19 protein-coding genes are annotated in these 18926 nt (G+C 64.1%); 11 read left to right on the top strand and 8 right to left on the bottom strand.

The window, feature by feature from the left end; genetic code table 11:
* Positions 1-789 (bottom strand): leucine-rich repeat domain-containing protein (locus AB9K35_RS12820; RefSeq protein ID WP_369926596.1); only part of this gene is annotated, 789 nt, incomplete at its 3' end.
* 175 nt (positions 790-964) lie between these two features.
* Between AB9K35_RS12820 and sseA the strand changes: the two genes are divergently transcribed.
* Together sseA and AB9K35_RS12830 are read left to right on the top strand one after the other, a co-directional pair.
* Entirely contained in the window at positions 965-1819 is an 855-nt protein-coding gene (sseA, locus tag AB9K35_RS12825; protein WP_222454834.1) for a 3-mercaptopyruvate sulfurtransferase, read from the top strand.
* Entirely contained in the window at positions 1819-3003 is a 1185-nt protein-coding gene (locus tag AB9K35_RS12830) for an amino acid aminotransferase (RefSeq protein WP_222454835.1), read from the top strand. Before sseA ends, AB9K35_RS12830 begins: the two co-directional genes overlap by 1 nt.
* A gap of 74 nt (positions 3004-3077) precedes the next feature.
* Here the strand turns inward: AB9K35_RS12830 and AB9K35_RS12835 are convergent, their stop codons facing one another.
* From AB9K35_RS12835 to AB9K35_RS12850, 4 genes are all read right to left on the bottom strand, one after another.
* Positions 3078-3425 (bottom strand): hypothetical protein, encoded by a 348-nt coding sequence (locus AB9K35_RS12835; RefSeq protein ID WP_369926599.1) that lies wholly within the window; start codon positions 3423-3425, stop codon positions 3078-3080.
* 2 nt (positions 3426-3427) lie between these two features.
* On the bottom strand, positions 3428-3943 hold the full coding sequence (locus AB9K35_RS12840) for a sulfotransferase (protein ID WP_369926601.1): 516 nt from the start codon (positions 3941-3943) through the stop codon (positions 3428-3430).
* 360 nt (positions 3944-4303) lie between these two features.
* Complete coding sequence (locus AB9K35_RS12845) at positions 4304-5638, bottom strand: ammonium transporter (RefSeq protein WP_369926885.1); 1335 nt, start codon at positions 5636-5638, stop codon at positions 4304-4306.
* 25 nt (positions 5639-5663) lie between these two features.
* Complete coding sequence (locus AB9K35_RS12850) at positions 5664-6002, bottom strand: P-II family nitrogen regulator (RefSeq protein ID WP_222454837.1); 339 nt, start codon at positions 6000-6002, stop codon at positions 5664-5666.
* Between the two features lie 302 nt (positions 6003-6304).
* On the opposite strand from AB9K35_RS12850, the gene AB9K35_RS12855 reads away from it, so the two are divergent.
* A complete protein-coding gene (locus AB9K35_RS12855) occupies positions 6305-8521 on the top strand; it encodes a transglycosylase domain-containing protein (protein WP_369926604.1) in 2217 nt (738 codons plus the stop codon).
* 336 nt (positions 8522-8857) lie between these two features.
* Here AB9K35_RS12855 and AB9K35_RS12860 read toward each other — a convergent pair whose 3' ends face one another.
* Together AB9K35_RS12860 and AB9K35_RS12865 are read right to left on the bottom strand one after the other, a co-directional pair.
* Positions 8858-9454, bottom strand: a complete 597-nt coding sequence (locus AB9K35_RS12860; RefSeq protein ID WP_369926606.1) for a phospholipid-binding protein MlaC — start codon at positions 9452-9454, stop codon at positions 8858-8860.
* A 3-nt stretch (positions 9455-9457) separates the two neighbouring features.
* The gene (locus AB9K35_RS12865; protein WP_369926608.1) at positions 9458-10210 is read right to left on the bottom strand and encodes a VacJ family lipoprotein; all 753 of its coding nucleotides are present in this window, start codon (positions 10208-10210) and stop codon (positions 9458-9460) included.
* Between the two features lie 170 nt (positions 10211-10380).
* On the opposite strand from AB9K35_RS12865, the gene AB9K35_RS12870 reads away from it, so the two are divergent.
* From AB9K35_RS12870 to AB9K35_RS12895, 6 genes are all read left to right on the top strand, one after another.
* Positions 10381-12114 carry a type I secretion system permease/ATPase gene (locus tag AB9K35_RS12870; protein WP_222454841.1) on the top strand — a complete coding sequence of 578 codons (1734 nt, stop codon included), beginning with the start codon at positions 10381-10383 and terminating at the stop codon, positions 12112-12114.
* Positions 12111-13415, top strand: coding sequence for an HlyD family type I secretion periplasmic adaptor subunit (locus tag AB9K35_RS12875; RefSeq protein ID WP_222454842.1), 1305 nt, complete (start codon positions 12111-12113; stop codon positions 13413-13415). The genes AB9K35_RS12870 and AB9K35_RS12875 overlap by 4 nt, the downstream gene beginning before the upstream one ends.
* 171 nt (positions 13416-13586) lie before the next feature.
* Positions 13587-14045, top strand: a complete 459-nt coding sequence (locus tag AB9K35_RS12880; RefSeq protein ID WP_369926611.1) for a RidA family protein — start codon at positions 13587-13589, stop codon at positions 14043-14045.
* Positions 14042-14815, top strand: coding sequence for a glycerophosphodiester phosphodiesterase family protein (locus tag AB9K35_RS12885; RefSeq protein WP_369926613.1), 774 nt, complete (start codon positions 14042-14044; stop codon positions 14813-14815). Before AB9K35_RS12880 ends, AB9K35_RS12885 begins: the two co-directional genes overlap by 4 nt.
* A gap of 48 nt (positions 14816-14863) precedes the next feature.
* Positions 14864-16051 (top strand): GNAT family N-acetyltransferase, encoded by a 1188-nt coding sequence (locus AB9K35_RS12890; RefSeq protein ID WP_222454845.1) that lies wholly within the window; start codon positions 14864-14866, stop codon positions 16049-16051.
* Complete coding sequence (locus tag AB9K35_RS12895) at positions 16048-16356, top strand: 4a-hydroxytetrahydrobiopterin dehydratase (protein ID WP_222454846.1); 309 nt, start codon at positions 16048-16050, stop codon at positions 16354-16356. Before AB9K35_RS12890 ends, AB9K35_RS12895 begins: the two co-directional genes overlap by 4 nt.
* 204 nt (positions 16357-16560) lie before the next feature.
* On the opposite strand, the gene AB9K35_RS12900 is transcribed toward AB9K35_RS12895, so the two are convergent.
* Entirely contained in the window at positions 16561-17049 is a 489-nt protein-coding gene (locus tag AB9K35_RS12900) for a peroxiredoxin (protein ID WP_222454847.1), read from the bottom strand.
* 95 nt (positions 17050-17144) lie between these two features.
* On the opposite strand from AB9K35_RS12900, the gene AB9K35_RS12905 reads away from it, so the two are divergent.
* Complete coding sequence (locus AB9K35_RS12905; protein WP_369926616.1) at positions 17145-18356, top strand: NAD(P)/FAD-dependent oxidoreductase; 1212 nt, start codon at positions 17145-17147, stop codon at positions 18354-18356.
* Positions 18353-18913 carry a 16S rRNA (guanine(966)-N(2))-methyltransferase RsmD gene (gene rsmD / locus AB9K35_RS12910; RefSeq protein WP_369926618.1) on the top strand — a complete coding sequence of 187 codons (561 nt, stop codon included), beginning with the start codon at positions 18353-18355 and terminating at the stop codon, positions 18911-18913. Before AB9K35_RS12905 ends, rsmD begins: the two co-directional genes overlap by 4 nt.
* Positions 18914-18926: the final 13 nt, after the last annotated feature.

An 18926-nucleotide genomic window follows, 5' to 3' on the forward strand; every position in this document is an offset into this window, starting at 1 on the left:
GCTTGTCGCTCCGGCCAGCGGGCCGAGATCCGAAACCGGCGTGTCGGACAGGATCACCGTGCGCAGCGCCGGTTTGTTGGCCAGCCCGTCCAGCGACTGCAACCGGGTGCCCTCGGCGCGCAGCATCTCGAGGCGTGTTGATCCCGCCAGCGCAGCCAGGCTGGTCACCGGAGAGTTCGAGATCCAGGCGACCCGCAGGTTTGCCGCCGCCAGCGGCGACAGATCGGTGATTTCGGTGTTGAACGCCAGGAAGACCTCCAGCGTGTCGAGGCCGGTCAACGGTGACAGGTCAGTGACGCCGGAATCCGCGATGTTCAGGCTCTGCAATTGGCGCAGGTCGCGGGCGAATTCCAGGTCGGTTACCGCGTCGATCCCCCAGACAGACAGGTGTTCCAGGGAGGTCAAACTGGCGAGGGGCGTGAAATCCGGCGCGGAGACGGAATCAAGGCTGAGGCGTTTCAGCTTGGGCAATTGCAGCAGTGGTGACAGATCCACCGCATGGATGCCGACAAGGGCCAGCTTTTCCAGGTTCGGCAACGCGGCCAGCGGAGTGAGATCAACGGGCATCTCGTAATGCAGCTCGGCGATCAGGGTCAGATCCTGCAGGTTCTGCAGGGCTGGCAGCGCGTACAGGCTTGGGGTTTGCGGGCCGATGCGCAGTTGCTGGGTGTGCGCGTCATTCGGAATACACTCCTGGCCGACCGGCGCGCATGTGTCGTCGGCAAAGGCGGCGCTGGCCAGCGAAAGCGCCGCTGCAAGGGTCGCAAGTAAGATGCGTAAGTTTATCATCAATGACGCCTGTAGTCTGGCCTTGGAAAAATGCCGGTATTTGAGCAGGGGTGCGATCATTCGCCGCCAGCACCCTCGCAACAAACTCGTAACAGACCGTAAAAATCGCGGATGGCTTGCACCGATGGGCTGGCGGCTGTACGCATGGCGCCAGCGCTGACAGGGAGACGCTTCGATGCTGGATGATCCGAAAACGCTTGTGTCCACGGGCTGGCTGGCTGCTCATCTGAAGGACCCGGATCTGCGGATCCTGGACGCCTCATGGTATCTGCCGCAGGAAGGGCGCGACCCGCGGGCGGAATACGAGGCCGCGCATATCCCCGGCGCGCGTTTCTTTGATATCGAAGAGATTTCCGACCACCGCTCGGACCTGCCGCACATGATGCCGCCGGTGGAGAAGTTCATGTCGCGGCTGCGCGCCATGGGCGTCGGCGACGGCCATCAGGTGGTGATCTACGACGGCAAGGGGTTGTTCTCCGCGGCCCGCGTCTGGTGGATGTTCCGCCTGATGGGGCAGACCAATGTCGCGGTGCTGGATGGCGGTCTGCCGAAATGGCAGGCCGAAGGGCACCCGGTCGAGGATCTGCCGCCGGTGATCCGGGACCGCCACATGACGGTGCGGGTGCAGAACCAGCTGGTGCGCGATGTGACCCAGGTCTCCGCCGCATCCAAGCTGGGCGATCACGAGATCATCGATGCGCGCTCCGCCGAGCGGTTCCGCGGCGACAAGCCCGAGCCCCGCGAAGGTTTGCGCGCCGGGCATATTCCCGGCTCCAAGAACGTCCCCTTCACGACCCTGCTGAACGCGGATGGCACCATGAAGGATGCCGACGGCATCCGCGCGGCCTTCGCCGCAGCCGGGGTCGACCTGAACAAACCTGCCATCACCACCTGCGGATCGGGTGTCACAGCCGCCGTCCTCAGCCTCGCCATGGAGCGGATCGGCAAGACCGATCACGCGCTTTATGATGGCTCCTGGGCGGAATGGGGTGCCTTCCCGACCCTTCCCGTTGCAACCGGAGAGAACTGATGTTCGAGACCCTCAAACCCCAGCCAGCTGACAAGATTCTGGCGCTGATGCAGATGTACCGCGACGATCCGCGCGCCGAGAAGGTCGACCTAGGTGTCGGCGTCTACAAGAATGCCGAGGGCGTCACCCCGGTGATGCGCGCCATCAAGGCGGCTGAACACAAGCTGTGGGAAGAGCAGACCACCAAGGCCTATACCGGCCTGGCGGGCGATCCGGCCTATGCGGACGCAATGATTGGGCTGATCCTCGGCGATGCGGTCGCGCGTGAAAACATCGCTGCCGCGGCCACCCCCGGCGGCACCGGCGCGGTGCGTCAGGCCTTCGAGATGATCCGCATGGCCAACCCCAAGGCGCGCGTCTTCGTCTCGGATCCGACCTGGCCGAACCACATCTCGATCCTGAAATACGTTGGCATCGAGACCGTCACCTACCGTTACTTCGACCGCGAAACCCGTGGCGTGGACTTCGACGGTATGATCGAGGATCTGAAGGGTGCCGAGAAGGGCGACGTGGTGCTGCTGCACGGCTGCTGTCACAACCCGACCGGCGCCAACCTGAACGAGACCCAGTGGAAAGAGGTCATCGCGCTTCTCAACGAGCGCGGCCTGATCCCGATGATCGACATCGCCTACCAGGGCTTTGGCGATGGCCTGGAAGAAGACGCCAAGGGCGTGCGTATGGTTGCCGCGGGCTGCCCCGAGGTGCTGATCGCAGCCAGCTGCTCGAAGAACTTCGGCATCTACCGCGAGCGCACCGGCCTGCTGATGGCGGTGAGCCAGGACAAGGGCGCGCAGGCGCTGAACCAGGGCACGCTGGCCTTCCTGAACCGGCAGAACTATTCTTTCCCGCCGGACCACGGTGCGCGCCTGGTGACCATGATCCTGAACGACGAGGCACTGCGCGCCGATTGGGCCGCAGAGCTGGAGGAAACCCGTCTGGGCATGCTGGCCCTGCGCCAGCAACTGGCCGATGAACTGCAGCGCCTGACCGGTTCGGATCGCTTCGGCTTCATCGCCCAGCACCGCGGCATGTTCTCGCTTCTGGGCACCACGCCCGAACTGGTCGAGAAGATGCGCGTCGACAGCGGCATCTACATGGTTGGCGACAGCCGCCTGAACATTGCCGGTCTGAACACCAAGACGGTTCCCGTGCTTGCCAAGGCGATCGTCGACGCGGGCGTTTAAGCTTCAGGCCGCCAACGAAGGGTCGCGCCTTATGGCGCGGCCCGCGTGGAGGCTGGATTATCCGGCGGGGCGGATTACTTCCAGTTCACATCCTGCCGATCAATTAAGTTGAATAGTATTTGGTTGGGTCCGGCATAGATTTCGGCGATTTTCTGCGAGATGTTCTCGTCCGGGACGTATTTTTTCAGCGGTGGCCCCCTCAGAATTTTTGAGGCGAACTGCGCGCCCCGTTTGAACGATTTCACATTCGGAAACGGATTGAGGTAGTTCAGATAGGCTTGGGAGACCCGTATGGGGTCAAAGGAATTAATTTCCTTCTCGGGATTCATCTCCGGATGTCCGGGATCAATGTCCAAAAACCGGCATATGTCTTCCAAAGTCTTATCTGCGGCGCCTTTGATGTCGGTTTCGGTAATAATCACCTTCAGACGCTTTGATCAAATAACTGATAATAGGCCTCAAGGTGTTTTGCATATAGCCCCATGTCTATCAGGCCGTATTTCTCACCTAGATGCGCCTTGCGGCCGAAGACGACATCTTCCAAATCCCAATACGGTGAAAACTGGCCGCTTCTGCGGTAATGATTAAAGGCCGAAACCAAGCGGTCTACCGGGTCGCGTAGCACAAAGATCAGCTTTACGTCCGGCAGCAGGCGATGAATGGCCTTATGTATATTCGGAAGATGAGTGCCAAAGCGGCTTTCGTGCGGGGCTGGCGTAATCCACATATAGTTGGGAGTTTTCTCGCCAATCGCGCGCCGCCCTCTCCCTGGGTCGAACTTCCGGCAGTACCAGTCAAAGCCGCGAGCGAAATTTTCTTTGATATTGAAAAAATGCAGCTCGCTCCGGGGCAGGTAGGTATCGGGGTGGCGTTTGAGTGCATTCACCAGCCAGGAAGTCGCAGACTTAGGAGCACCGGCAATGATAAAATTGGGTTTCATATTCGAGCCTCCACGACCCGCTGCGGGATCTGCCCTCGCCGGAATTGCCCATTGGCAGTCGGCAGCGAGGACGGATGATCCGTTCCTCAAGAAAACTGCCGTACCTTCGGGCATTCGAGGGAACGGCTGTAGCTAACGTGTAAACCAAGGTCATCGCGCCTCTGGCCCAAAGAAGTAATGCGGAGCGGCTCCGTGGCAAGAAACCGGCTTCCGGCTTCGAACTCCGCCCTTAATACTCCAAGAACGTGCGCCCAATCCGTGGTGGATGCTTGCACTTGGGCCGCTGAGTAAGTGTTTCCGTCCAAAGCGAAACGCGGCGCCTGAAGCAGGCGCCGCGCTTTTGTTTCAAGGGCTGAAAAGTCAGCTCGGCGAGAACTCGGGGTAGGCTTCCATGCCCAGCTCCGCCATGTCCAGCCCGTTGACCTCGTCTTCCTCGTCGACCCGGATGCCGAGGGTGGCCCGCAGGATCAGCCAGACGACGGTGGAGGCGACGACGGTGAACACGCCGATGGTCACGATGCCGGTCAGCTGGGTCATCAGCGAGGCGTCGGGGTTCGACAGCACAACCGCGATGGTGCCCCAGATGCCGCAGATCAGGTGGACCGGGATCGCGCCGACCACGTCGTCGATCTTCAGCTTGTCGAGGAAGGGCACCGCGAAGACCACGATGATGCCGCCGATTGCGCCGATCAGGGTGGCCATGCCCAGGGATGGGGTCAGCGGCTCTGCGGTGATCGACACGAGGCCGGCCAGCGCGCCGTTCAGGATCATGGTCAGGTCAGGCTTGCGGAACAGAACCTGGGTCAGCACCAGCGCTGCCACGGCACCGCCTGCGGCTGCGGCGTTGGTGTTGGAGAAGATGCGGCTGATGTCCGCGACGTCGCCGACCGTGCCCATCGCCAGCTGCGAGCCGCCGTTGAAGCCGAACCAGCCCATCCACAGGATGAAGGTGCCCAGGGTCGCCAGCGCCAGGTTGGAGCCGGGCATCGGTACGGTCTTGCCGTCCTTGTACTTGCCGATGCGCGGGCCGAGGATCAGCGCGCCGGTCAGAGCCGCCCAGCCGCCCACGGAATGCACCACGGAGGAACCGGCGAAGTCCAGGAAGCCCATCTGGTCGAGGAAGCCGCCGCCCCATTTCCAGCTGGCCTGCAGCGGGTAGATCACGGCGGTCAGGATCACGGTGAAGATCAGGAAGGGCCACAGCTTGATCCGCTCGGCCAGGGTGCCCGACACGATCGAGGCGGTCGCCGCGCAGAACATCAGCTGGAAGAAGAAGTCCGAGCCGGTGGCGGCATAGGAATAGTCATCCGCCGCATCGGCGGTGATACCGACCGCTTCCAGAACGCCGGGGCCAAAGACGCCGGACAGAACCCCGTCCATCGCCCAGTTGCCCAGCGGATACATCAGATTGTAGCCGATCAGCCAGTAAAACACGGCCGCCAGCGAGAACAGCGCCATGTTCTTGGTCAGCTGCATGGTCACGTTCTTCGAGCGCACCAGACCTGCTTCCAGCATCGCGAAACCGGCGGCCATCCAGAACACCAGGCAGCCCCCGATCAGGAACAGCAGTGAGTTCAGGATGAACACCGTGTCGGTCGCGGGGTTCACGCCGGCCACCGGGCCGTCCTGGGCCAGCGCCAGGCCCGGCAGGGCTGCCAGCGCCAGCACCGCAAGGGGGAGTTTCAGGTTCTTCATAAGTCTTTCCTCCATGGCGGGCGCCTTACAGCGCCTCGAGGTTGGTTTCGCCGGTGCGCACCCGCACAGCCTGTTCGACATCCAGCACGAAAATCTTGCCATCACCGATCTTGCCGGTGCGGGCGGTTTCGGCGATGGCGCTGACGGCGGGCTCGGCCAGCTCGTCCGGGACCACCAGCTCCAGTTTCACCTTGGGCACGAAGTTCACTTCGTATTCGGCCCCGCGGTAGATTTCTGTATGCCCGGCTTGCGCGCCGAAGCCCTTGATTTCATTCACCATCAATCCGCTGACGCCCAGTCCAGTCAGTGCCTCTCGGACCTCGTCCAGCTTGAAGGGCTTGATGGCGGCTATGATCATTTTCATCTCAGTACCCCTTGGGTTGCCCAGTTTCCGTCCAATGTTTGCCCTCAGGCGCTGTCCGTTGCGGGGCAGCTGTCAGGCGCGTTTGCATCTGCAGAAAAGACGCTGGGCCGAGTCGTGCCTATAAATTGGGAGCAGGTTTCCGCGTGCAGCGCGCCGAGCGCACAAAAATTTTGCGCCTTTTGGGGCAGTCGCCTAAAAACCGGACATCTGGAAAAGCAGGTTTGCGGGCTTCTGGCCCCTCTACATTCCCATGGCGCCGGGGTATTGTCGGCGCAAACGGGTAAACCGGGCAGGACTTCGAGATGGCACAAGGAAACGGGCGCAAGCCCTTGGTGGCAGACAAGCGCAATTATGCAGGTGGCAAGCGCAAGCCTGCCGCCGCCAAGACGTCCGGGCGCAAGCCGACGACGGGCAAGCGCCGTGGAGGCTTCAGTCTGCTGGGCCTGTTCCGGCCCAGGAAACCGGCCCCCAGACCGGTGCGGAAAAAGCGCGGCCCCCTCGGCCTGCTTCTGGCGCCCTTCGTCTGGGCGTTCCGGCTGCTCTGGGGCTTCACCTGGCGCATTGGCATGGTGGCCTGCTTGCTGGTGGCGGTCGCGGTGGCGTTCCAATACGCAAGATTGCCCGAGGTCTCGGCCTATCTTGATGGGCGCGCGCGGGGATCGGTCACCTTGCTGGACCGCAATGGCGAAGTGTTCGCCTGGCGGGGGGACCAGTTCGGCGGCGTGGTGCGTGCCGACACCGTCTCGCCGCATCTGAAGAACGCCATCGTCGCCACCGAGGACAAGCGCTTCTACCAGCATTTCGGGATTTCGCCGCGCGGCATCGCCAGCGCCATACGCATCAACCTGCGCGAAGGACGGGGACCGCTGTCGGGGCACGGCGGCTCGACCATCACCCAGCAGACCGCCAAACTCCTGTGCCTGGGGCGGATCTATGACCCTGCGGAATGGGAGAACGAGCGCGCCTACGAGGCCGACTGCCGCAAGAGTTCGCTGTGGCGCAAGGGCACCGAAGCGATCTTCGCGCTGGCGATGGAGCTGAAATACACCAAGGATGATATCCTCTCGATCTACATGAACCGCGCCTACATGGGCGGCGGGGCCTATGGCGCCGAAGCGGCCGCGCAGCGCTACTTCGGCAAATCCGCGAACCAGCTGAACCCGGCCGAGGGCGCGATGCTGGCGGGTCTGCTGACCGCCCCGTCGACGCTGGCGCCGACCAATGACCTCAAGCGTTCGCAGGATCGGGCCGCGACGGTGCTGCGGCTGATGCAGGAGCAGGGCTACCTGACGACGGCCGAGATGACGCGCTTTCAGAACAACCCGGCCGGGCTGAGCGAGGCAGCGGCAGCGCGGGCCGGGGGCTACTTTGCGGATTGGGTGATGGACAGCATCCCCGATTTCCTTGGCGATCAGACCACCGAGGACGTCGTGATCCGCTCGACCCTGGATCAGCGACTGCAACGTGCCGCCGAGGAGGCGCTGAAATACGTCTTTGAGAACAAGGTCCGCGAAGGCTCCAAGGCGCAGGCGGCGATCGTGGTGATGAGTGCCGACGGCGCCGTGCGCGCGATGGTCGGTGGGCGAAAGACGCGGGTGTCGGGCGTGTTCAACCGGGCGACCCAGGCCAAGCGGCAGACCGGGTCGGCCTTCAAACCCTTCGTCTATGCCACCGCGCTGGAACTTGGATACTCGCCCTATGACCGGGTGCTTGATGCACGATACTGCATGAACATTCCCGGATCAGGCCAATGGTGCCCGGAGAACTATACACGCAAGTTCTATGGCGAGGTCACCCTGGCGCGGGCGTTGCGCGATTCCCTGAACGTGCCTGCGGTCAAGCTCTCGGAGGCGGTGGGCCGCGACAAGGTGAGCCGCGTGGCGCGCGATTTCGGCATCGACAGTGATCTCGCGGCGGGACCTGCGCTGGCGCTCGGCGCGTCCGAAAGCACGCTTCTGGAGATGACCGGCGCCTATGCGGGCATTCTCAACGGCGGTTCTTCGGTGACGCCCTACGGGGTGAATGAACTGCGGCTGGTTGCCGACAGCGAGGCGCTGATGGGCGCCAGCGGCGGCATCGGGGAACGGGTGGTCCGCACCGAAGCGGCGCAGCAGCTGGTCTGGATGATGGAGAAGGTCATCTCCGAAGGCACCGGGCGACGGGCGCAGATCCCCGGCTGGCAGGCCGCGGGCAAGTCCGGCACGACGTCGGCGGCAAAGGACGCCTGGTTCATCGGCTTCACCGCGGATTACGTGGCCGGTGTCTGGATGGGCTACGATGACAACACGCCGCTGACGGGGGTAACGGGCGGCGGCCTGCCTGCCGAAATCTGGCGGGAAACCATGGTGCGGGTCCACGAGGGGCTTGAGCCAAAGCCGCTGCCGATGCTGGAGCCTGCCCCGATCGCCCCGCCGCCGCAGCCCACCCGCCGTGAGCGTCGCAAGCGCCAGGTGCCCAACCTGGGCCAGGAGCTGGGGCGTGCCGTGGACAATATCCTGCGCGACATTCTGGGCAACTGACGGCCTTCCCAGTCTGTGCCGACAATTGGCGCAGAAAGGGGCGTGCTCCCGCCCGGCTCGGCGCCCCCTCTGGGGCGCTTGCGCTGGTTGGGCCCGGCGCCGCACCGAGGGTGCGGCGCGCGTCGCACTCCTTGGCAGCCCTGTTCAAGACGTCGGATCACGGGCGCATGTCGCATCATTGGTGCCATGGCGCCGGGCGGGCGAGCTGGACGGTAAACGGCGCGCACGAAAAAAGGCTCCCTTTTCAGGGAGCCTTTCCTGTGTTTCCAGTCACGGGGCTCGGCGGCTGTTCGGATTTGACGGCGAGCCCGGTGGCTATTCGTTTCTCGATCGGCCTCAGCCCTGGCGTTCCAGTTCCGCGATCAGCGCGTTGATGTCGCCGCCCTTGCTGTCCAGGATCGCGCCGATCTCGGTGCGTTCGGTCAGCAGGAGGTTCACACCCTCAATGAACATGTTGAAGAACAGGTCCTTGCCCGACCGGTCCGACACGAGGAACGTCACTTCGAACGGCGACTGGCCCTTGAGGTAGGCGATGGTGCTGACCTCATACCACTTCTTCACCTTCTTGACGCCGGTGACTTCCAGCTTGCCGCCAATGAACTCCCGGAACCGCTTGCCGTACTTGCGCGCGATGTAGCCCTGGAACGCCTTGGAAAACGCACGTTTCTGGCCCGCGCTGGCACGGCGACCATCCACGCCCAGGGCGTAGGCGGCGATGTAGGAGGTGTCGCTGTAGCGCGAGAAGATGCGCTCGAACTCGCGGAACATGGCGGTCTCGCCCTTGCCGGATTCGATCACCCGGTTGATGTCGCCCACCAGGTTGTTGATCAGCGTGCTTGCCCGGCTCTCGGTCAGCGCCCAAAGCGCCCCGGGGGCGGAGACGACTGCGGCGGCGCCAGCGGCAAGCGAAGACAGGAAAGTACGGCGGTTCATCATTCAGAATCCTTCAGTATCCAGTTCGAACGGGTCGATTTCCTTGATCTCCGCTCCGTCACCCAGCTCGAACCGGCGATTTTGCAGGTAGATCAGGCGCGATTGCGCATAGCTGTCGGCGCTCTCGTAGAGAATCGAATCGATGGTGTCGGAATAATTGCCACGATCCCCCATCCGCCGCACGATCTCAGCGTAGATGCTGATGTTCTTGGCGGTATTCTGCTCGACATAGCCCAAGGGGTTCAGCACGAAGTCCACTGCGATCCCCGCGGCATCGCGACTGGTCGACGGGCCAAGCAGCGGCAATTCCACATATGCGCCTTCACCCACGCCCCAGGCGTGCAGCGTTTCGCCGAAATCGGTGTCAACTTCCGGCACGTTGAAATCCGATGCCGGATCGCCCAGCCCGCCAATCCCGAAGATGGTGTTGACGACAAAACGCGTCAGCGCGGCGCCGGTGGATTTCAAATCGCCCTGCAGCAGGGCGTTGACGGCCTGGCCCGGCATCGACAGATTTTCCGCGAACAGGCCGAAACTTGTGACCATATCCGGCGGAACGATCGAGACGTAGCCCTTCGAAGCGGGGCGGAACACCAGCCGGTCAACGCCGCGGTTGAAGCCGTGAACCGCGCGGTTGGTATTCTCGTAGGGGTCAAAAACCTCGCCTGCGCTGCGGGCCACCGGATCCTGTGTGGCACAGCCTGCAGCCAGTGCCGCCAACACAAACACCGCCGGGATTTTTAGTAGTCGCAACATGAAAGGCATTCGGATAAGGGTCCACTTGATAAGGGGGCGGCGGATCAAAAGCGACGTAAGAGCTTTCCGGCCGTTTTCCAGTCTGATTACATTTTTTTACCTGCCTTGGGCCAGAACTGCTACAAATCAGCCCTGAGCCGAGGCCACGGAACCACTATTGCAGTCTGAACATGAATAAAAGCATTTATAGGAACGGCTACGAAGAGCTGCGCGCGGTGCGGCGGCAAAGCCGCGGGCTCTACTGGTCCGTCGGGATTTTCAGCTTTTTCGTGAACCTGCTGATGCTCACCGGGCCCTTGTACATGATGCAGGTCTACGACCGGGTTCTGGGGAGCCGGTCCGAGGCGACCTTGCTGGCGCTGTCGCTGCTGGTGGTGTTCCTCTATGGCATGATGGGGCTGCTGGATTATGCCCGCGGCCGCATCATGGCGCGGATCGGGGCGCGGTTCCAGGCCGCGCTGGATCGGCGGGTGTTCGATGCGATGATCCGACGCTCCGCGGTGGCGCAGGATCCGGCCGCGCAGACCGGCCTCAGCGACCTTGAATCCGTGCAACGGCTGATCGCGTCACCGGTGCTCGGGGCGGCCTTCGACCTGCCTTGGACACCGGTTTTTCTGGCGGGGATTGCGCTGTTTCACCCCTGGTTGGGGCTGCTGGCGCTGGCCGGCGGCGCGGTGCTGGTGCTGATCGCGGTGCTGAACCAGATCTTCACCCGCGTGCCGATGCAAAAGGCCAACATGACCGGCCACAAGGCCAACCTCATGTCCGAGGAAATCCGCACCGAGGCGGAGATGATCCAGTCGATGGGGATGCGTGGCGCGTCCTTCTCTCGTTGGAAACAGGCCCGCGATGCGGCGCTGGCGGACAGTGTCGCTGCCAATGACACCGGCGGCGGTTTCACCACGTTGACCAAGACGCTGCGCCTGTTCCTGCAATCGGCGATGCTGGGATTGGGCGCCTACCTGGTGCTGCAGAACGAGGTGACGCCCGGGGCGATGATCGCGGGCTCGATCCTGATGGGCCGCGCCCTGGCTCCGATCGAACTGGGGCTGGGTCAATGGGGCATGGTTCAGCGCGCGCTGAAGGGCTGGCACAGCCTGGCCGAGCTGCTGGACAAGGTGCCGGAGGAGGCTGACCGTACCGCGTTGCCCAAGCCAAAGGCGCTTCTGGAGGTGCAGGGGCTGGCCGTGGTGCCGCCGGGCGGCAACACGCCCTTGCTGCGAAACGTCAATTTCCGGGTGCAGCCCGGCCAGGCCATCGGGGTGATCGGCCCGTCCGGTGCCGGCAAATCGACCCTGGCGCGGGCGCTGACCGGGGTCTGGCGGCCAGCCGCCGGGTCGGTGCGGCTCGACGGGGCATCGCTGGACCAATATGCGCCGGACGTGCTGGGCGGCCACATCGGCTACCTGCCGCAGCGCATCCAGGTCTTCGACGGCACCATCGCCCAGAACATCGCCCGTCTCCAGCAGGAGCCCGATGCCGAGAAGGTGGTCGCCGCCGCACGCAAGGCCGCCGCTCACGAGATGATCCTGAAGCTGCCCGAGGGCTACGACACCAAGGTCACAGCCTCCGGCGGGCGGCTGTCGGGGGGGCAGATGCAGCGGGTCGGCCTCGCACGCGCGCTCTATGATGACCCGGTGATCGTGATCCTGGATGAGCCGAACTCCAACCTCGACAACGAGGGGTCGATCGCGCTCAACCAGGCGATCAAGCAGATCAAGGCCGAGGGCCGCTCGGTCCTGATCATGGCGCACCGTCCGGCTGCCATTCAGGAATGTGACATGCTGCTGGTCATCGACAAAGGCACACAGACCGCCTTTGGCCCGAAGGATAAGGTCCTGCAGGAAATGGTCGCCAACCACCAGAATATCCGCCAGGCCACCGGTGCCGGAGGTGTGCGATGAGCGCTGCAAACCAATGGACCGCGCGGCGGCCGATGATCCTCGGGGTGCTGACCTTGCTGGTGCTGGTCGGCGGTTTCGGCACCTGGTCGGTAATGTCCTCCATTTCCGGCGCGGTGGTGGCGTCGGGACGTCTCGAGGTCGACCGCAACCGTCAGGTGGTGCAGCACCTGGATGGCGGCATCGTCGCCGAGATCCTGGTCGACGAGGGCGACACCGTTGCCGAGGGCGATACGCTGATCCGGCTCGACGCGACCGAGCTGATGTCGCAGCTGGTGATCACCGAAGGCCAGCTGTTCGAGCTGATGGCCCGCCGTGGCAGGCTGGAGGCCGAGCGGGACGAGGCGGACGCCATAACCTTTGACCCGGAGCTGCTGGAGGCAGCCGAACGCCAGCCGGATGTGAAGGATCTGGTCGAAGGCCAGCGTCGGCTGTTCCAGGCCCGCAAGGACACCACCGCGCGCGAGATCGAGCAGCTGGAAAAGCGTCGCGGACAGATCGAAGAGCAGATCCGCGGTATCCAGGCGCAGCAGAAATCGATGCAGGTGCAGCTGGAGCTGATCGAGGAAGAGCTGAGCAACCAGCAGTCGCTTCTGGATCGCGGCCTTGCGCAGGCGACAACCGTGCTGAACCTGCGGCGTACCCAAGCCAATCTGGACGGCCAGCTGGGGGAGTTGGTCGCTGCCGAAGCGCAGGCCGAGGGCCGCGTCACCGAGATCGACATCGAGATCCTCAAGCTGGCCACCGGACGTCGCGAGGAGGCCATCAGCCGGTTGCGCGATCTGCGCTACCAGGAGCTGGAGCTGGCCGAAACGCGCCGCTCACTGCGCCAGCGTCTGGCACGGCTCGACATCACGGCGCCGGTTTCGGGCGTGGTTTACGGGCTGCAGGTGCAGACGCCGCGCTCGGTGATCCGCCCGGCCGATCCGGTGCTCTACCTCGTACCGCAGGACCGCCCGCTGGTGATCGCGGCGCAGGTGGCGCCCACCGACATCGATCAGCTGTACACCGGCCAGCAGGTGACCTTGCGGTTCTCGGCGCTGGACCAGCGCACCACGCCGGAACTCTTTGGTGAGGTCACACAGGTCTCGGCGGATGCGTTCGAGGACCCTTCGAGCGGTCTGTCCTACTACCGCGCCGAGATCGAATTGAACCCCGGTGAGCAGGGACGGCTGCCAGCCGGTACGGTGCTGCTTCCGGGGATGCCGGTGGAAAGCTACATCCGCACCGCCGACCGCTCGCCGCTGGCCTATCTGGTCAAGCCGCTGGCCGATTATTTCAACAAGGCCTTCCGCGAAAGCTGATGTCGCCCCAGTCCGATGGGGCGACGGCGCACCATTTCATGCGCCGCAAGCGGGCAGGGGGCTCGGAGCGGGCGGATGGCGCAATGCCACGCCGCCGCTACGCATTTGCTCTTTCCGATTTCGCGGCGGGCGAGTAGCGTCCGACCAGAACTGAACTGGAGGAATGCCACCATGAGCATCGAAGCAAAGCTGAAAGACCTGGGCGTGACCCTGCCCGACGCACCCGCCCCGGCGGCAAACTACGTGCCCTATGTGGTCAGCGGTGACATGGTCTACATCTCTGGCCAGATCTCTGCGGATGAAAACGGCCTGATCACCGGCACCCTCGGCGCGGACATGGACGTCGAGGCAGGACAGGCTGCGGCCAAGCGCTGCGCCATTGCCCTGCTGGCCCAGCTGAAGGCAGCCTGCGACGGCGATCTGGAGCGCCTTGTGCGGGTCGTCAAACTGGGCGCCTTCGTCAATTCGACCGCCGATTTCACCCAGCAGCCGCAGGTCGTGAACGGCGCGTCCGATTTCCTCGTCGAGGTGCTGGGCGACATCGGGCGTCACGCGCGTTCGGCCGTCAGCTGCCCGTCTTTGCCGCTGGGCGTGGCGGTGGAGATCGACGGCGTATTCCAGATCCGATGACACCGGCCCTGCCAGCCGAGTTCCTGGCCGTGCCGCTGGCGCATCGTGCCCTGCATGATGCCTCGGCGGGGCGGCCCGAGAACAGCCGCGCGGCGATCCGCGCGGCGTTGACCGCGGGGTATGGCATAGAGATCGACCTGCAGCTGTCCGCCGACGGCTGTGCCATGGTGTTTCACGATGATGATCTTGACCGTCTCGCGCAGGCCCGAGGCCCGGTCCGGGCCCAGAGCCGCGACCAGCTGCGCGCCACGTCGTTGAAAGGTGGCGACGGTGAGGGCATCCCGGATCTGGCCGAGGTGCTGGCGATGGTGGCGGGACAAGTCCCGCTGCTGATCGAGCTGAAGGACCAGCATGGCCAGATGGGGCCGGGGGACGGTCGGTTGGAGAAGGCCGCCGCGGCCGCGCTGGACGGGTATCAAGGGCCGGTGGCGCTGATGTCCTTCAACCCCCATTCAGTGGTGGCGATGGCGCAACTGTCGCCCAGGCTTGCGCGGGGGCTGGTCACCAGCGCCTACGTGCCACAGGACTGGCCCGAGCTGCCGGAGGCGACCTGCGATCATCTGCGCGGCATTCCGGATTTTCACCGCAGCCACAGTGCCTTTATCAGTCACGAGGCAAGCGATCTGGCGCGCCCGCTGGTGCAGCGCATGCGCAGCGAGGGGGTGCCGGTCTTGTGCTGGACGGTGACATCGGCGGCGCAGGGGGCCGCGGTTCAGGCGCTCGCTGACAACGTGACCTTTGAAAGATACCTGCCGCCGCTAACATCTTGATTAAGCAGGGGCACACCCCACATCATGGAAGCGGTGCGGAGGAAATCCATGGATCACGCTCAGATCAAGATTCAGCTGCTGCCATCTTTGACGCAGATCCCGGCGGCAGAGTGGGACGCCTGCGCGTGCCCCGAGGTTGCGCAGGGGGGGCGGGCGCGCGATCCCTTCACCACCCATCGGTTCCTGCTGGCGCTTGAGCAAAGCGGTTCGGTGGGGCCGGGGACGGGCTGGCAGCCGCAGTACCTGACCGCCTACAAGGACGCGCAGCTGATCGCCTGCGCGCCGCTTTATGCCAAGGGGCACAGCCAGGGCGAATACGTCTTCGACCACAACTGGGCGCATGCCTATGAGCAGGCCGGCGGGCATTATTACCCCAAGCTGCAGATGGCAGTGCCGTTCACCCCGGCCACCGGACGGCGATTCCTGGTGCGCCCCGGCTTTGACGGCGTTGGCCACTCGGCTCTGTTGCAAGGGGCGGTGCAGCTCGCCTCGCAGAACAACCTGTCGTCCCTGCACATAACCTTCTGCACCGAGGACGAGGCCCGGCTGGGCGAGGAAATGGGGCTGATGCGGCGCAGCAGCCAGCAGTTTCACTGGCAGAACGAGGGCTATTCCGATTTCGAGGGCTTCATGCGGGCGCTGTCGTCGCGCAAGCGAAAGAACATCCGCAAGGAACGTATGCAGGCGCAGTGTTTCGGGGGTGAGATCAATGTCTATCAGGGCGATCGCCTGCAACCCGCGCACTGGGATGCCTTCTGGGAGTTCTACCAGGACACCGGCGCCCGCAAGTGGGGCTCGCCCTACCTGACGCGGTCCTTCTTCGACCTGCTGCATCGCACCATGGCCGATGACGTGGCACTGGTTCTGGCTGAGCGCAACGGCCGCCCGGTGGCAGGTGCCTTGAATTTCATCGGCCGCGACACTCTTTTCGGCCGCTATTGGGGCTGCACGGAACATCACCCCTGCCTGCATTTCGAATTGTGCTACTATCAGGCCATTGAACTGGCTCTTGCCCTTGGGCTGCAACGTGTCGAGGCCGGCGCGCAGGGAGAACACAAACTGGCGCGCGGGTACCTGCCGCGCCAGACCCATAGTCTGCACTGGATCGCAGATCCGGGCTTTGCCGAGGCGGTTGGCCGCTACCTGGAGGCCGAACGCGCGGCGGTCGACGAGGAAATCGAAATCCTCACCGAATATGGCCCGTTCCGCAAAGCGCAAGTAGAGGAAAAAGAATGACCGAAAAACTCTCCGACGCCACCCGCGGCCCGCTGCTGCAGCCGCTGTTCGCCACCGGCTGGAAGATGGTCGAGGGGCGCGATGCGATCACCAAGACCTACAAGTTCACCAATTTCGCCGATGCCTTTGGCTGGATGACCCGCGCCGCGATCTGGGCGGAAAAATGGAACCACCACCCGGAATGGAGCAATGTCTACAACCAGGTGACAGTGGTGCTGACGACCCATGATGTCGACGGCATCAGCGCCCAGGACGCCAAGCTGGCGCGCAAGATGGACGGGCTGTTCGGCGAACCTCAGGACTGATCCGCGACAAGTATCGCGGCGTCATCGCGCCAGTTGAGCCCGCTGAAACAAGGCAAGGCGCGTGGTTCGCAAAATGGGTCAGCAGGACTGCCCCAATGTTTCGCGCGCGAAACATTGGGGCATGGCTTCTGACCTGATTTTTAACAGAAAATTAAGCGCTGACGGCGATCCGGGCAGGACCGCCGCCGCAGGTTTGGGGGCGGGTCAGCCCATCGCGTCCAGCAGTCCTTCACCCGCTGACAGTTCGCACTGGCCGGGGTTCTCTTCCTTGTTGAGGATCTTGACCTCGCCGTCTTCCACCAGCATCGCGTAGCGCAGCGAGCGGCCGACCAGACCGGCCGCGGGGGCGTCAAAGCGCATGCCCAGGGCTTCGGTCAGTTTGCATTCGGCGTCCGACAGCATGGTGATGCCTGCCTCGGTTGCGCCGGTATTGTCGCCCCAGATCGACATCACGAAGGGGTCATTGCCGGCCAGGCAGATGATCTCGTCCACGCCCTTTTCGGCGAACTTGTCCTTGGTGCGGATGAAGCTGGGCACATGCGCCGAGTGGCAGGTGCTGGTGAAGGCGCCGGGGACGGCGAAGATCACCACTTTGCGCCCTTTCAGCTTGTCGGCCAGTTGGACCTGCTCGGGGCCGTCCGCTCCGATCCGCGTCAGGGTGGCATCTGGCATCTGGTCTCCAACAGAAATCATGGCAGGTTCCTCTTTCTCATGATTGCGTTTCGGTTGCCCCATTCGGTAGGGTCCGCTCAAAGCGTGACTGGAACTAATGCGAGAGGCAAGCGGAGATGTCCCATATCGTCGTGATCGGAGCCGGGCAGGCGGGGTCTTCGCTGGTGGCGAAGCTGCGCAAGGATGGATTTGACGGTGACATAACGCTGATCGGTGCCGAGGACGTGCTGCCCTATCAGCGCCCGCCGCTGTCCAAGGCGTATCTTCTGGGCGAGATGGAGCTGGAGCGTCTGTTTCTGCGACCGGCGAGCTTTTACGCTGACAACAACATCACCCTGAAGCTCGGCCAGCGCGTCACCGGCATCGACACCGCGGCCAAAACCGTGTCGCTGGGGGATGAGGTGGTCGGATATGACCAGCTGGCGCTGACCACGGGCTCGGACCCGCGTCGCCTGCCTGCCGCGATCGGCGGCGATCTGGAGGGCGTGCATGTGGTGCGCGGTCTGGGCGATGTGGACGCGATGGCACCGCAGGTCCGCGAGGGGGCCCGGGCGCTGATCGTCGGAGGCGGCTACATCGGGCTGGAGGCGGCCGCGGTCTGTGCCAAACGCGGCGTCAAGGTGACGCTGGTGGAAATGGCTGACCGTATCCTGCAACGTGTCGCCGCGCCGGAAACCTCCGATTATTTCCGCGCGCTGCACAGCGGTCATGGGGTCGATATCCGCGAGGCCACCGGGCTGGAGCGGCTGGAAGGCGAGGGCGGCAAGGTCACGCGCGCCGTGCTCAGCGGTGGCGAGGTGCTGGAGGTGGATTTTGTCGTCGTCGGCGTCGGCATTACCCCGTCCACGCAGCTGGCGGAGCTGGCCGGGCTGGACCTGGACAACGGCATCAAGGTGGACGGCCAGGGACGGACCTCGGACGCATCGATCTGGGCCGCGGGCGACTGTGCCTCCTTTCCGTATCGTGGTCGGCGGATCCGGCTGGAAAGCGTGCCCAACGCCATCGACCAGGCCGAGGTGGTGGCGCAGAACATGCTGGGGGCGGCCAGGGACTATGTTGCGCAGCCCTGGTTCTGGTCGGATCAATACGACGTGAAGCTGCAGATCGCGGGGCTGAACACCGGGTATGACACGGTGGTGACCCGGCAGGGCGAGGGGCTGCAGCGATCGTTCTGGTATTACGCCGACGGGCAGCTGGTGGCGGTGGACGCGATGAATGATCCGCGAGCCTATATGGTGGCCAAGCGCCTGATCGACATGGGCAAGACCGCCGACAAGGGGGTGGTGGCAGATCCGGCGGCGGATCTGAAATCACTGCTGAAAGCGTGAGGATCATCGCGGGCGAATTCCGCGGCCGGGCGCTGGCGGCGGTGGGCAAGGGGGACGCGGGCGCGCATCTGCGCCCCACCACCGACCGGGTGCGCGAAAGCCTGTTCAACGTGCTGATGCACACCGGGGCCATTCCCGGCGCGCGGGTGTTGGATCTGTTCGCGGGCACCGGCGCCCTGGGGCTGGAGGCACTGTCGCGCGGCGCGGCCGAGGTGCTGTTCGTCGATGACGGCCGGGTGTCGGGCGGGCTGATCCGCAAGAATATCGGCCTGTGCCGGGCGGAAGACCGTTGCACGCTGGCGCGCCGCGATGCGCTGAAGCTGGGGCAGAACCCGGATGCGCCTTTCGACCTGGTGTTTCTCGATCCGCCTTACGGTAAGAGCCTGGGGCAGAAAGCGCTGACCGCCGCCGTGGCCGGTGGCTGGATCGCTCCGGAGGCGCTGGTTGTCTGGGAGGAAAACACCCCGATGGCGGCTCCCGAGGGGTTCACGCTGCAGGACAGTCGCAAATATGGCGATACCCATATCACGCTGATGTGGCGTGAAGCGGCCGAGTAACCGCGGCGCGCAA

It is taken from the genome of Leisingera sp. XS_AS12, assembly GCF_041224635.1.
Classification (GTDB): Bacteria; Pseudomonadota; Alphaproteobacteria; order Rhodobacterales; family Rhodobacteraceae; genus Leisingera.